At 68.4% G+C, this 12,944-nt stretch carries 10 protein-coding genes; 4 read left to right on the top strand and 6 right to left on the bottom strand.

Annotation, left to right across the window (positions count from 1 at the left end):
- Window positions 1-148: 148 nt before the first annotated feature.
- Entirely contained in the window at window positions 149-1,345 is a 1,197-nt protein-coding gene (locus tag ACFSGX_RS12905) for an MFS transporter (protein WP_380930473.1), read from the bottom strand.
- Window positions 1,346-1,667: 322 nt separating this feature from the next.
- Between ACFSGX_RS12905 and ACFSGX_RS12900 the strand changes: the two genes are divergently transcribed.
- Window positions 1,668-1,928, top strand: a complete 261-nt coding sequence (locus tag ACFSGX_RS12900) for a hypothetical protein (protein WP_380930471.1) — start codon at window positions 1,668-1,670, stop codon at window positions 1,926-1,928.
- A 4-nt stretch (window positions 1,929-1,932) separates the two neighbouring features.
- On the opposite strand, the gene ACFSGX_RS12895 is transcribed toward ACFSGX_RS12900, so the two are convergent.
- Window positions 1,933-3,699, bottom strand: a complete 1,767-nt coding sequence (locus tag ACFSGX_RS12895) for an ABC transporter transmembrane domain-containing protein (protein ID WP_380930470.1) — start codon at window positions 3,697-3,699, stop codon at window positions 1,933-1,935.
- 163 nt (window positions 3,700-3,862) lie between these two features.
- Here ACFSGX_RS12895 and ACFSGX_RS12890 point away from each other — a divergent pair, with 163 nt between their 5' ends.
- Both ACFSGX_RS12890 and ACFSGX_RS12885 read left to right on the top strand, forming a co-directional pair.
- Window positions 3,863-5,098 carry a polyhydroxyalkanoate depolymerase gene (locus ACFSGX_RS12890; RefSeq protein ID WP_380930468.1) on the top strand — a complete coding sequence of 412 codons (1,236 nt, stop codon included), beginning with the start codon at window positions 3,863-3,865 and terminating at the stop codon, window positions 5,096-5,098.
- Window positions 5,085-6,638, top strand: coding sequence for a hypothetical protein (locus ACFSGX_RS12885; RefSeq protein WP_380930467.1), 1,554 nt, complete (start codon window positions 5,085-5,087; stop codon window positions 6,636-6,638). The genes ACFSGX_RS12890 and ACFSGX_RS12885 overlap by 14 nt, the downstream gene beginning before the upstream one ends.
- Before the next feature lie 85 nt (window positions 6,639-6,723).
- Here the strand turns inward: ACFSGX_RS12885 and ACFSGX_RS12880 are convergent, their stop codons facing one another.
- The 4 genes from ACFSGX_RS12880 to ACFSGX_RS12865 form a co-directional block, all read right to left on the bottom strand.
- Window positions 6,724-7,206, bottom strand: a complete 483-nt coding sequence (locus tag ACFSGX_RS12880) for a pyridoxamine 5'-phosphate oxidase family protein (protein ID WP_380930465.1) — start codon at window positions 7,204-7,206, stop codon at window positions 6,724-6,726.
- Complete coding sequence (locus ACFSGX_RS12875) at window positions 7,161-7,943, bottom strand: hypothetical protein (RefSeq protein WP_380930464.1); 783 nt, start codon at window positions 7,941-7,943, stop codon at window positions 7,161-7,163. The genes ACFSGX_RS12880 and ACFSGX_RS12875 overlap by 46 nt, the downstream gene beginning before the upstream one ends.
- 132 nt (window positions 7,944-8,075) lie before the next feature.
- Window positions 8,076-9,251, bottom strand: coding sequence for an acetyl-CoA C-acyltransferase (locus ACFSGX_RS12870; RefSeq protein ID WP_380930463.1), 1,176 nt, complete (start codon window positions 9,249-9,251; stop codon window positions 8,076-8,078).
- A gap of 65 nt (window positions 9,252-9,316) precedes the next feature.
- Window positions 9,317-9,769, bottom strand: coding sequence for a MaoC family dehydratase (locus tag ACFSGX_RS12865; RefSeq protein ID WP_157176368.1), 453 nt, complete (start codon window positions 9,767-9,769; stop codon window positions 9,317-9,319).
- 129 nt (window positions 9,770-9,898) lie between these two features.
- Here ACFSGX_RS12865 and putA point away from each other — a divergent pair, with 129 nt between their 5' ends.
- Entirely contained in the window at window positions 9,899-12,898 is a 3,000-nt protein-coding gene (gene putA, locus ACFSGX_RS12860) for a bifunctional proline dehydrogenase/L-glutamate gamma-semialdehyde dehydrogenase PutA (protein WP_380930461.1), read from the top strand.
- Window positions 12,899-12,944: the final 46 nt, after the last annotated feature.

The raw sequence follows: 12,944 nt of genomic DNA, 5'->3' as shown, positions 1-12,944 counted from the left end.
TACCGCGAATGGCGTGACGGTCCGTTTCGGTGACCTGTACTCCGTCTAATTCAAAGCAGATCGAGAGCGAAAAATCTCCTCCGATCCGATGTCCTGTTTCCCCGCGGGGAATTAAGTTCCGGGAATGGCCATGTTCGCTGGACCGCGGTCAGGTGTCTTTCGGCCTAGCTAAACTGAAGAGCAGCCAACCGAGGAGCCCGGCCAGGACGCCGAGAGCGCCGCCCAGGACGTAGGCACCAGTCGCGTTGTCTGGCGTGAACAGGCCCCCGGTCATGTAGCCGAGTATGCTCGCGGTGCTCGTTGCGGCCCCGTAGATCGCTGCGACCTTGCCACGTGCCCCCGGGGGCGCTTCCTGTTGGAGCATCGTCCGTACCGCGACATTGTGAGCGCTGTTCGCGCCGCCGCCAATAACGAATGCGATCCCAACAAGCATAAGACCGGCCACCATCGTGGTTCCCGCGACCCCGATTGCCAACATCGTGGCACCCATCACGGTGATGGAAACAAACGCAATCGACGCAGGACGATCCATCGAGACCGTACCGGCGAGACCGGCCCCGACCATCATTCCCCCCGCCCAGCAGGCGGTCAACAAACCGAAGGCAGTTGGTCCTGCTGCCAATGACACCGTGACGAGGAACACGAACGCGACATCGGCGATCGCGGTCGCGTAGACACCGATCGTCAGAGCGCCGACCATGACTGTAATCCTGCGGTTGCGCAGGATCGGCAGGTACTCGGACAAGAGCGTCCGCGCTTCTCCTCCCGTCGGTTCGACAGGACGGCGCACGCCGCTTCCGAGTACGACCGCACCCAGGAGCGCAAAACTGGCGGCATCGATCAGCAGCGCGTTTGCGGTGCCGCCCCATGCGACCAACGCGCCGCCTGCAACCGGTCCTGCCAACATCCCGCCGCTGCGTACGAACTCCTGCACCGCGTTTGCCCTCGACAGCGATATGCCAAGACCTGCGGCTAGGACGGGTATGAGCGCGAAGCTGGCCGCGCCGCCGACCGCGAACGAGATGCTGAGGATGCCAGCCCCCAATATGGTGGAGACTTGGTCAGGATGCCAAGCCATCCAGGTGAGGATGACGGCGTTGGCCAGCGCGGTTGCGACCAACAGCTTTCCGGCATCGCGGTCGTCGACGAGCCGCCCGATGAAGGGCATCGCCGCCAGTCCCGGTAACAACTGCGCAACAAGCAGCATCGGCACGGCAAAAGGGGTGCGATCGCCGGCGGTGCGGAACATCAGTGTGATCAGCGAGATTTCATCGCCGATGGTCGAGAGAATGAGCGTGGCCAGTAGCAGCCACCCCCATCCCCGTTTGATCCTGACTTCTTCCATGTGTCGGCCCCCGTGCAGGCACCTGCGCATCGTCGGCCCGGTAGGCAATAGCCCGCGGCCGTGTCGTGCAGACAGCGGCCGGATCGCGTTCTCCGCAAACGAACGTAGAATCGAAAAGCTCTCCTCGGTTCGCCGTTACGGCTACGGACAGGCTGCAAAGTCTCGAAATCTGTCCCCGTTTCTGCTTTCTCGAAGTTATCGATCATACATTGGAAAGTGGGAACGTCGCGCGGTCCCAAATGACGGTCGGATGCGTCGCGCCGGACCCAGGACCGAACAACGGCCGCTTGCGATCGGGGGCGATCGCGGGGATGGCGTAACCATGGCGAAGCGGAAGCAGTATCTGACGGCGACGTTGCCGGACGGGACGGTCAAGACGATCGGGCCGACGGGCATGCCGTTCACGCATTACTGGCGGATCGTCGCGGTGCTGGAGGGGGACCGGACTGAGGTGTTCTGGGGGCATGCCAAGTCGCTGGCCGAGGCGAAAGGCAAGCGCGCGGCGGCGGCGGATGCGGCGAAGGTGCGCGGGTGGCGGAGCTACGCGTTCGAGGTTGTCGAGGTGGTGGCGACGCCGGCTTGAGGTATCAGGCGGCGTCGTCGAACTGGAGGCGGGCGAGGCGGGCGTAGAGGCCGCCGCCGCCGATCAGTTCAGTGTGGGTGCCCTGTTCGACGATGCGACCGCCGTCCATCACGACGATGCGGTCGGCCATGCGGATCGTGGCGAGGCGGTGCGCGATGACGAGCGTGGTGCGGTTGGCCATCAGCCGTTCGAGCGCCTGCTGCACATGGCGTTCGGATTCGGCGTCGAGCGCGGAGGTCGCCTCGTCGAGCAGCAGCAGCGGGGCGTCGCGCAGGACCGCGCGGGCGATGGCGAGCCGCTGGCGCTGACCGCCGGACAGCCGCGCGCCGCCTTCGCCGAGATAAGTGTCGAGCCCGTCGGGCAGCGCGCGGAGGAATTCGGCGGCGTTGGCGGTTTCGGCGGCGGACCAGAGCGCGGCATCGTCCGCGTCCCAGTGGCCGTAGCGGAGGTTGTCGCGGGCGGAGGCGGCGAAGATCACCGTTTCCTGCGGCACCATCGCGATGCGGTCGCGGATCATGGCGGGATCGGTGGCGGGGAGTGCCACGCCGTCGATCGACACGGTGCCTTCGCCCGGATCGTAGAAACGCTGCGCCAGCTGGAAGATGGTGGACTTGCCGGCACCCGACGGGCCGACCAGCGCGACCATTTCGCCGGAGCGGATCGCGAGGGTGAAATCGTCGAGCGACTTCACCTCCGGCCGGGTCGGGTAACGGAACGAGACGCGGTCGAACGCGAGCCGGCCCTGCGACGGGGTGGGGAGCGGCACGGGGTTCGCGGGTGCGCGGATCTCGGGCACTTCGGACAGCAGTTCGGCGATGCGGCCGGCGGCACCCGCGCCGCGCAGCAGATCGCCGTACACCTCGGTCAGCGCGCCGAATGCGCCCGCGACGAGCCCGCCGGTGAAAACGAACGCGGCGATCGTGCCGCTGGAGATGCGGCCCGCGGCGACGTCGAGCGCGCCCTGCCACATGATGAGCACGATCGACCCGAAGATGACGAGGATGACGATCGCGGTCATGATCGCGCGGAGCCGGATGCGGCGGCGCGAGGTCTGGAACGCATCCTCCACCGCGGTGGCGAAGCGGTCGCCCTCGCGCTTTTCCTGACCGAATGCCTGGACGATCTTCATCGCGCCCAGGGTTTCGGCGACGATCGTGCCGACGGTGGCGATCCGGTCCTGCGTCGAACGCGACAGGATGCGGACGCGGCGGCCCATGAACACGATCGGCAGAATCGCGAACGGGATGCCGAGCAGGAGCATGGCGGTGAGTTTCGGCGCGAGCGTGAGGAGGTAGATGATGCCGCCGATGCCGACGACGATGTTGCGGAGCGCCACGGAGACGGTGGTACCGACGACCTGTTCGATGATCGACGTGTCGGCGGTGAGCCGCGACGCGATTTCGGACGGGCGGTTCTCCTCGAAGAAGCGCGGGGCGAGTGCCAGCAGGTTGCGCTGCGTCGCGGTGCGGACGTCGGCGACGACCCGTTCGCCGAGCCAGGAGACGAAGTAGAAGCGCAGCGCGGTGGCGGCGGCGAGCACCGCGACGATCAGCAGCAGATACTGGAAATAACGGCCGATATCGCCGGTGCCGGCGGAGAAGCCGCGGTCGATGACGAGCTTGAACCCGCTCGGGATCGCGAGCGTCGCGGTGGCGGCCACAATGAGCGCGAGGATCGCGGCGGCGAGGTGCCCCTTGTAGACGGTGGCGAACCGCCAGACCAGCAGCAGCGAACCGATCTTGCGGGCGGGGGCGACGTCGGGCTTGTCCATGCCGCCGCCTAGCATGAAGGCGGCAGGGCGGTAAGCGCGACGTTGGGGACTGGGACGATAAGGCACGCCCGCGGGCGGTCTGTGGTGCGGTGCATCAAATCGGTGTATTCGGCGTTGTTATCTTGATCGTCCGGACGGGCGACCGCCGATGTGAGGATGCCTGATGCTTTACGCCGCCTACGAGATGCAGCGGACGATGATGGCGGGGGCCAGTGCGCTGGCCACGCTGGGTGCCGAATGGATGGCCAACCCGGTCAACCCGATGGCCCATACGAAGTTCGGGCCGGTGGTGGCGTCGGGCTTCGACGTTTTTGCGCATGCGTCGGCGACCTACGGCAAACCGGCGTTCGGGCTGGACAAGACGGTGGTCGACGGGCGCGAGGTCGCGGTCACCGAGGAGATCGTACTGCGCCTGCCGTTCGGGCAGCTGAAGCGGTTCCGGCGCGAGGGCGTCGAGGGTGCGCCCAAGCTGTTGATCGTCGCGCCGATGTCGGGCCATTATGCGACGTTGCTGCGCGGGACGGTGGAGCGGATGCTGCCGGGGCATGACGTGCACATCACCGACTGGCGCGATGCGAAGCTGGTACCGCTGAGCGACGGGACGTTCGATCTGGACGATTATGTCGATTATCTGGTGCAATTCCTGGAGACGATGAGCGCCGACGGATCGGGTCGTGCGCATGTGCTGGCGGTGTGCCAGCCGTCCGTGCCGGCCTATGCCGCCGCGGCTTTGATGTCCGCGGACCGGCACCCGGCGCGGCCGGCGACGCTGACCATGATGGGCGGGCCGGTCGACACGCGCGAGGCGCCGACGAGCGTCAACACGGTCGCGACGCAGCGGCCGCATGCGTGGTTCGAACAGAATGTGATCGCCACGGTGCCTTATTATTATCCGGGCGGCGGGCGGCGCGTGTATCCGGGCTTCCTGCAACTGACCGGGTTCATGGCGATGAACCTGGGCAACCACCTGGTCAGCCATTTCGACATGTTCAAGCATCTGGTCGCGGGCGACGGTGACAGTGCGGACGCGAGCAAGGCGTTCTACGACGAATATCGTTCGGTCTGCGACATGAGCGCCGAATTCTACCTCCAGACGATCGACCTGGTGTTCCAGCAGCATGCCCTGCCGAAGGGCGAATATTATCACCGCGGGCGGCGCGTGGACCCGGGTGCGATCACCGACATCGGCCTGCTGGCGATCGAGGGAGAGCGCGACGATATCTCCGGCATCGGGCAGACCAAGGCGGCGCTGACGCTGGCGACCGCATTGCCGGAGGAACACCGGGAGTATTTCATGGCCGAGGGGGTCGGCCATTACGGGATCTTCAACGGGCGGCGGTGGCGCGACGTGATCGCGCCGGTGGTCGAGGGTTGGATCGTCGCGCATGATGCGCGCTGACCGTGCGGCGTTCCTGGCGCTGATTCTGTGCGGGACGGCGGCCGGGGCGGTTCCGGTGCCGGTGCCGGTGCCGCAGGCGGGGGTCGCGAAGCCGTCGGGCGATGTGCGGACCGCGATCGCGGAGGCCTATGCGCTGGGGCAGAAGGGCGATTGCGCCGGGTTGCTGGCTCGGCTCGACCCGGTGGTGCCGGGGCTGGCGCCGGGGGCGGACCGGAATGCGGTGCAGCTGCTGCGGCTGAATTGCCTGGCACCGGCGGGGCGCGGTGGCGAGCTGGCCGCGGTGCAGGCCGAGCTTGTGAAGGCGGAACCGACGAACCCGATCGTGCGCGGGTTCGGCATTCTGATCGCGGCGGACGCGGGCGACATGAAGGGCGCGGGCGAGCAGCTCGCAGTGCTGGCGGAGAAGACGCCGGACGGGCTGAGCGGCATTTCCGGGCGGTTATGGCGCGCGATCAACCAGACATTGTCGGAGTCGAAGGACATCGCGTTGCGCGACCGGATCGCGGTGGCACTGGCGCGCGCGGACTGGCAGCCGACCGACCTTCCCGAATTGCGCGGCGACGTGGCCGAGGCGGCGGTGTCGGTGCTGGTGCGGCGTGGCGAGGTGGTCGAGGCGGGGCAGATCCTGCCGCGCGTGACATCGCCCGAGTCGCTGTTCGAACTGGCGATCCTGCGCGACCATGCGCCGATCTGGCCCCAGCTTGAGGAGCAGATGGGGCCGCAGTCGGGGCGCGCGATCGATGCGTTCGCGACTGACCGGCTGGCGGCGTTCGCGGCGCAACCCGACGATCCGCAGACGCGGCTGGGGGCGGTGCGCGCGTTCGTGCTGCTCGGCCGGTATCGCGAGGCGTCCGAGACGGCGGCGAGCGTCGCGGTGGCGAACGGGATGGGCGAGGATGCGGTGTCGACCGTGCGGCTCGATGCGCAGGCGCTGGGCATGACCGGCGGGCGGGCGGCGGCTATCGCCCGGTTGCAGCCGTTCGCGACGCTCGATTTCGTCCGGACACCGGTTGCGGTGTCGGGGATGATCGCGCTGGCCGAGACGCTGGACGAGGCGGACCGCGCGGCCGACGCGCTGACCGCGGCGCGGGCGGGGCTGACGCAGGGCGGGCCGGCGCTGAGCCCGTGGGGTGCGGCATGGCTGCGCCGGACCGAGGCTTGCTCGCTGGCGGCGCTGGGTCGGGCGGGCGAGGCGAAGGTCGTGACCGCGGCGCTGCGGGCAAAGCCGGACGACAATCCGGCGGCGGCGATCGAGGCGTCGTTGTGCGCGAAGGAGGACGGGGCGGCCGAGACCGTCGCGGTCGCAACTTTGGCGACCGCGGACGGGGCGGCGATGATCGCGGACCAGTTCCAGCCCGAGGACGCGTTGTGGGTGCGGAACGGGTCGCGGTTGCGCGCGCTGTGGACGGCGTTCCTGAAGCGGCCGGCGGTGGCGGCGGCGTTCGAGAAGCGGGCGCGGATCCTGCCGCAGGCGTTGCGGCCGGCGGCGGAACCGCGGGCGATCCCGCGGGCGGGCGGGTCGGGCGTGCCGACGGCTTGATCGTCCGGTCGATCGGATAAGGAAACGCCCGCCCCGCGGTGATGCGGGGCGGGCGCTTTTGCTTAGCGACGGTCAGGAAGGACGATCAGAGCGTCACTTCGGCGACATTGTCTTTGTAGCTGTCCTTCGGATCCTTGCCGAACAGCCGTTCGATCGCGGCGCCGAACGAGGAACCGCCGAGCCAGAGCCGGGCGCGCTCGGTATCGAGACGGAGCAGCGCGAGGTTCGGATCGGCCGTGCCGCCCTTGTACCAGGCCTCGACCTGCGGGCTCCACAGGCGATCGACGTTCGCGCGGTCGGTGTCGACCGACAGCGTGCCGTGGATGCTGGCGAACAGGTCGTGACCCTTGCCGGTGTAGGTCGCGATCGCGCGGTTCGATTCGGACAGCGCCTTGGTCAGGCCGTTGTCCTTGGTCGCGAAGAACCAGATTGGGCCGGACTCACCTTCGAACTGCGCGGTCATCGGCTGGGTATGGCCGTCGCGCGTTCCCTCGACGCCGAGCATGACGAACGGGCTGGCCTTCAGGTCTTTCCAGAAACGGGCTTCGATGCTTGCGTCGTCGGCCATGATGGCTCTCCTTGGCTATTGGTTACGGGGAGAACCGGTTTGAGTGTGCGCGGTTCCTTCGCAGCGAGAACGGCGTCGAGTGCGGTGCGGTCGGCCCAGCCGGATGCAGACGGGGTTGCCTGTCTGGACGGAAGTTTCAGGAGCGTCGTGAGCAGGATCTTGGCCGTGGTTTCGCCGATCGCGGCGCAGTTGCTGTCGATCGAGGCATAAGAGCCGTTCGCGGCGCGTTCGATCCAGACGTGCGTGCCGTCGAGGCAGAAGCCGGCCTCGCCCGGATAGTTTGCCAAAGTGAGGTCGATCGATCGGGTGAGCATCCTGTGGTCGCGCCCGGACAGGGTGAAGGCGCTACGGGCGAACGGTTGGCGCGCGAACGTGCCCGGAGCATCGCGCATGACGAGGAGTTCGCCGGATGCGGGCCCGTTCGGCAACGGATGGCGGATGGCGACGGCCCACGCAGTATCGAGGAAGCTGGTGTCCACGACCATGCGCAGGCCGTCGGGCGCCAGCTGTGTGATGTCGGGGAGCAGCGGGACGCCGTCGCCACGGGCGGGCGGTTGGACGGCATAATGGGTGCGCGTGGCAGCGCGCCGTGCGGCATCTTCGCGTGTTCCGGCGAGGGAGGCGCGGTGGATGTCGAGGAAGCGGCCCGCGACCAGCGCGACGACGATGAGCGCGAGGAGGAAAGCGGGCGCGCGCCAGTCGTGTGCGAGGGTTCGGAAAGGCGGGCGATGGCGCATGGTGCGGAATGCACCATGATGGGATCGGGGTGGCAAGGGCGTTGCGTGCTGCCCCGGCTGGCGCGCTTGTGGTGCTGTCGCACCCACCCCCAAACCCCCTCCCTTGAAAGGGAGGGGGCTTTAGAAGTTCGCTTACAGGACTTCGAACAGGCCGGCTGCGCCCATGCCGCCGCCGACGCACATGGTGACGACGACGTGCTTGGCGCCGCGGCGCTTGCCTTCGATCAGGGCGTGGCCGACCATGCGGGCGCCGGACATGCCGTAGGGGTGACCGATGGAGATCGCGCCGCCGTCGACGTTGAGCAGTTCGTCGGGGATGCCGAGCACGTCCTGGCAGTAGAGCACCTGGACGGCGAACGCCTCGTTCAGTTCCCACAGGCCGATGTCGCCGACGGTGAGGCCGAACCGTTCGAGCAGCTTGGGCACGGCATAGACCGGGCCGATGCCCATTTCGTCCGGCTTGGTGCCGGCGACGGCCATGCCGACATAGCGGCCGAGCGGGGCCTTGCCGGCTTTCTCCGCAGCGGCGCGTTCCATCACGACGCAGGCGGACGCGCCGTCGGACAGCTGCGACGCGTTGCCGGCGGTGATGTTGGCGTCGGGGCCCATGACGGGGCCGAGCGTGTTCAGGCCCTCGATCGTGGTCTCCGGACGATTGCCCTCGTCCTTGGTGAGCGTCACTTCCTTCTGAGAGACCTGCTTGGTCGCCTTGTCGACGACGTTCATCGTCGCGGTGACGGAAATGATCTCCGCGTCGAAGCGGCCGGCGGCCTGTGCGGCGGCGGTGCGCTGCTGCGACTGGAGGGCGTAGGCGTCCTGCCGGGCGCGCGAGATGCCGTAGCGGCTGGCGACGATCTCTGCGGTCTGGAGCATCGGCATGTAGACGTCGGGATGCATCGCGATCAGCTCGTGATCGGGGCCGAGCCGCATGTCGGGGGTCTGGACCATCGAGATCGATTCGACGCCGCCGGCGACGACGATGTCGGCGCGGTCGACGATGATCTGCGACGCGGCGATGGCGATCGCCTGGAGCCCGGAGGCGCACTGGCGATCAACCGACATGCCGGCGACGGTCACCGGAAGTCCGGCGCGGAGTGCGGCGGTGCGGCCGATCGTGGCCTGGACCCCCTGTTGCAGCGCGGCGCCGATCACGACGTCCTGAATCTGGTCGGGCGCGACGCCCGAGCGTTCGACCGCAGCGCGGATGGCGTGCGCGGCAAGCGTGGGGGAGGGGGTGGCGTTGAACGCCCCGCGATAGGCGCGGCCGATGGGGGTGCGGGCGGTGGCGACGATGACGGCTTCACGCATGGTGGGGTCCTCGGGTCAGATGTGCTGGTGACGGCAGTCGGGCAGGGAGCGGCGAACAGGACAGCTCAGATGAAGAACTGCGCGATCCATTCGGCGATCAGCGCGGGCTTCTTCTGGTCCTCGATCTCGACCGTCACTTCCTGGGTCTGCTGCCACTGGCCGGGGCGCTTTTCCTCCAGGCTGAGGAGCTTGAACGTGCCGCGGATGCGGACGCCGGCGGGGACGGGGGTGAGGAAGCGGACTTTGTCGAAGCCGTAGTTGATGCCCATCTTCACGCCCTCGATCCGGCTGTCGGGCAGCCGTTCGGCGAGTGCGGTCAGCATCGACAGCGTCAGGAAGCCGTGCGCGATCGTGCCGCCGAACGGGGTCATCTTCGCGCGTTCGGGATCGACATGGATGAACTGGTGGTCGTCCGTCGCGTCGGCGAATGCCTGGATGCGGGGCTGGTCGATCTGGATCCAGTCGGATGTGCCGACGACCTCCCCGACCTTGGCTTGCAGATCCTGCACGGTGGGCATTCGGTCTCACTCCTGTTCGGTGCCGCCATCTTCCGGGCGGCGATCCTTGGGGCTATGGCTTGACTGTCTCTAGGCGTAGCTTGACGTTTACGTCAACTGCGTCGATCCGTCGCAAGGACCACCGCGCCCATGTTTTCCGCGTCCCCCGCCGTCCTGTCCTCGTTGCGCGCACTGCACCGTGCGCCGGAGCCGGACGTGCTCGACACGTTGTTGCCGACCGCAGCGCTCGACACGTCGAGTCGCGAACGGGTGGTGGCGCACAGCATGGGGTTGCTCGGCGACCTGCGCACCGCGCAGCGCGAGGGCTGGGTGAACCAGTTCCTGCAACAATATCGGCTGAATTCGTCCGAGGGCGTCGCGTTGCTGAGCCTGGCGGAGGCGTTCCTGCGCGTGCCGGATCCAGAGACGGCGGACCGCTTGATCGCCGACAAGCTGGGAGATGCGGACTGGCGCGCGCACACCGGCAAGTCGCATTCGTCGCTGGTCAATTCGGCGACCTGGGGGCTGGTGATCGGCCGCGCGCTGGTGAGCGATGCCGGGCAGGGCGGCGCGTTGAAGCGGCTGGTATCGCGCGCGGGCGAACCGTTCGTGCGGCAGGCGGTGGGCGCCGCGATGAAGATGATGGGCGAGATCTTCGTCATGGGGCGGACCATCGACGAGGCGCTGAAGCGGATGCGCACAAAGGACAATCGCGGGTTCACCGCCAGTTTCGACATGCTGGGCGAGGCGGCGCGGACCTATCCGGATGCGGAGCGCTATTTCCGGTCCTACCAGGATGCGATCGCCGAGGTCGGGCGTGCGGCGAAGGAGGGCCATTCGATCTCGGTCAAGCTGTCCGCGCTGCACCCGCGGTACGAGGTCGGGCAGTGGGACGCGTGCGTCCCCGCGCTGACCGAGAAACTGGAGGTGCTGGCGGTGCAGGCGGCGGATGCGGGGATCGGCCTGACCGTCGATGCCGAGGAGTCTGAACGGCTGGAGATGAGCTTCGCGATCATCTCCGCAGTGGCGGGGCTGCCGAAGCTGAAGGGCTGGGACGGGTTCGGCATGGCGATCCAGGCGTACAGCAAGCGGGCGCGGCCGGCGGTGGCGTGGGCGAACGAGCTGGGTGCGGCGACTAACCGGCGGATCGCGGTACGGCTGGTGAAGGGCGCGTACTGGGACAGCGAAGTGAAGCGGACGCAGGAGGCGGGGCTCAGCGATTACCCGCTGTTCACGCGCAAGGCGGCGACCGACGTGTCGTACATGGCATGTTCGCGCGACATGCTGGACGCGACCAACATCTATCCGGCATTCGCCAGCCACAATGCGCTGACTGTCGCGACGATCATGGAATGGGCGGGCAACGCGCGCGATTTCGAGTTCCAGCGCCTGCACGGGATGGGCGAGGGGCTGTACGAGACGCTGGTGCGCGAGCGCGGGTACAAGACGCGGATCTATGCGCCGGTGGGCGGGCATCGCGATCTGCTCGCCTATCTGGTTCGGCGGTTGCTGGAGAATGGGGCGAATTCCAGCTTCGTCCATCAGCTGGCCGACGAGGGGCTGAGCGATGCGGAGCTGCTGGCCGATCCGGTCGACAAGATCCGGGCGGTGGGCGGGACGCGGCATCCGTCGATCCCGCTGCCGATCGACCTGTTCGGGGTGCGGCGGAACAGTGCGGGGCTGGATCTGCAGGACCGGACGGTGCTGGCGGAGGTGGCGGCGGTCGTTGCCAAGACACCCGCGCCACGGACCGACGCGGTTCCGGCCGGGCGCGGGGGGACGGAGACGTCCGCCAAGGCGGCGGTCGATCGGGCCGTGCGGGGCTTTGCGGTCTGGTCGCGGACGCCGCTGGAGCAGCGCGCGGCGACGCTGGAGCGGCTGGCGGACCTGCTGGAGACGCATCGCGGCGACCTGATGGCGGTGGCGGTGCAGGAGGCGGGCAAGACGATCGGCGATGCGCTGGGCGAGGTGCGCGAGGCGGTCGATTTCTGCCGTTATTATGCGTTGCAGGCGCGCGGCGTGCTGGCGCCGCAGGAGCTGCCCGGGCCGACGGGGGAGCGCAACGTGCTGCGCCACGAAGGGCGCGGCGTGTGGGCGTGCATCGCGCCGTGGAATTTCCCGCTGGCGATCTTCCTCGGGCAGGTGGCAGCCGCGCTGGTCGCGGGCAATGCGGTGGTGGCGAAGCCCGCGCCGCAGACGCCGGCGATCGCGGGCTGGGCCGTGGCGCTGGCGCATGAGGCGGGCGTACCGGCCGATGCGCTGGTGCTGTTGCCGGGCGGGCCGGAGGAGGGCGCCGCGCTGATCGCCGACGTGCGCGTGGCGGGCGTGGCGTTCACCGGATCGACGGGCACCGCGCGGCGGATCGCACGCGGGCTGCTGGAGGATGACGCGCGGCCGCTGGTGCCGCTGATCGCCGAGACGGGCGGGATCAACGCGATGATCGTCGATTCAACGGCGTTGCCGGAACAGGTGGTGGCCGATGTGGTGGCGTCCGCGTTCCGGTCCGCGGGGCAACGCTGTTCCGCGCTGCGGCTGCTGTTGTTGCAGGAGGAGATCGCGGAGCGGACGCTGGAAATGCTGGCCGGCGCGATGGATACGCTGGTGATCGGCGACCCGGCTGACCCGGCGACCGATGTCGGCCCGGTGATCGACCAGGCGTCCTACGACCGGCTGATGGCGCGGCGGGCGGCGATGGCCGCGCGGACCGTGCATACGGTGCAGGTGCCGGCGGACGGGCTGTACGTGCCGCCGACGGTGATCCGGATCGATACGATCGAGCAGCTGACCGAGGAGTGGTTCGGGCCGGTGATCCATGTCGCGACGTGGAAGGCAGGCGCGCTGGCCGAGACGGTGGAGCGCGTGAATGCCGGCCGGTTCGGGCTGACGATGGGGCTGCATAGCCGCATCGCGCGCGGCGCGGAGACGGTGGAGGCGCTGGCGAAGGTCGGCAATCTATACGTCAACCGGTCGATGATCGGCGCGATCGTCGGGTCGCAGCCGTTCGGCGGGGAGGGTCTGTCCGGGACCGGCCCGAAGGCGGGCGGGCCGCATTATCTGCCGCGGTTTTCGGCGGAGCGGGTGACGTCGACCGATACGACCTCGGCGGGCGGTAATGCGACTTTGTTGTCGTTGGAAGAGGTTGGGATCTGAGGGGCTTCCGACTGTGTACTGATCCGTTTGGTTCGAGCCTGTCGAG

This window comes from Sphingomonas arantia (assembly GCF_042682045.1).
In the GTDB taxonomy this organism is placed as follows: domain Bacteria; phylum Pseudomonadota; class Alphaproteobacteria; order Sphingomonadales; family Sphingomonadaceae; genus Sphingomonas_R; species Sphingomonas_R arantia.
Note: the sequence above shows the minus strand (reverse complement) of the source record. Positions and strands in the feature narration are given on the sequence as shown.

Coding starts and splice junctions, on each gene's coding strand:
- ACFSGX_RS12905 (WP_380930473.1), bottom strand. CDS start 1,345: ATGGAAGAAGTCAGGATCAAACGGGGATGGGGGTGGCTGCTACTGGCC.
- ACFSGX_RS12900 (WP_380930471.1), top strand. CDS start 1,668: ATGGCGAAGCGGAAGCAGTATCTGACGGCGACGTTGCCGGACGGGACG.
- ACFSGX_RS12895 (WP_380930470.1), bottom strand. CDS start 3,699: ATGGACAAGCCCGACGTCGCCCCCGCCCGCAAGATCGGTTCGCTGCTG.
- ACFSGX_RS12890 (WP_380930468.1), top strand. CDS start 3,863: ATGCTTTACGCCGCCTACGAGATGCAGCGGACGATGATGGCGGGGGCC.
- ACFSGX_RS12885 (WP_380930467.1), top strand. CDS start 5,085: ATGATGCGCGCTGACCGTGCGGCGTTCCTGGCGCTGATTCTGTGCGGG.
- ACFSGX_RS12880 (WP_380930465.1), bottom strand. CDS start 7,206: ATGGCCGACGACGCAAGCATCGAAGCCCGTTTCTGGAAAGACCTGAAG.
- ACFSGX_RS12875 (WP_380930464.1), bottom strand. CDS start 7,943: ATGCGCCATCGCCCGCCTTTCCGAACCCTCGCACACGACTGGCGCGCG.
- ACFSGX_RS12870 (WP_380930463.1), bottom strand. CDS start 9,251: ATGCGTGAAGCCGTCATCGTCGCCACCGCCCGCACCCCCATCGGCCGC.
- ACFSGX_RS12865 (WP_157176368.1), bottom strand. CDS start 9,769: ATGCCCACCGTGCAGGATCTGCAAGCCAAGGTCGGGGAGGTCGTCGGC.
- putA (WP_380930461.1), top strand. CDS start 9,899: ATGTTTTCCGCGTCCCCCGCCGTCCTGTCCTCGTTGCGCGCACTGCAC.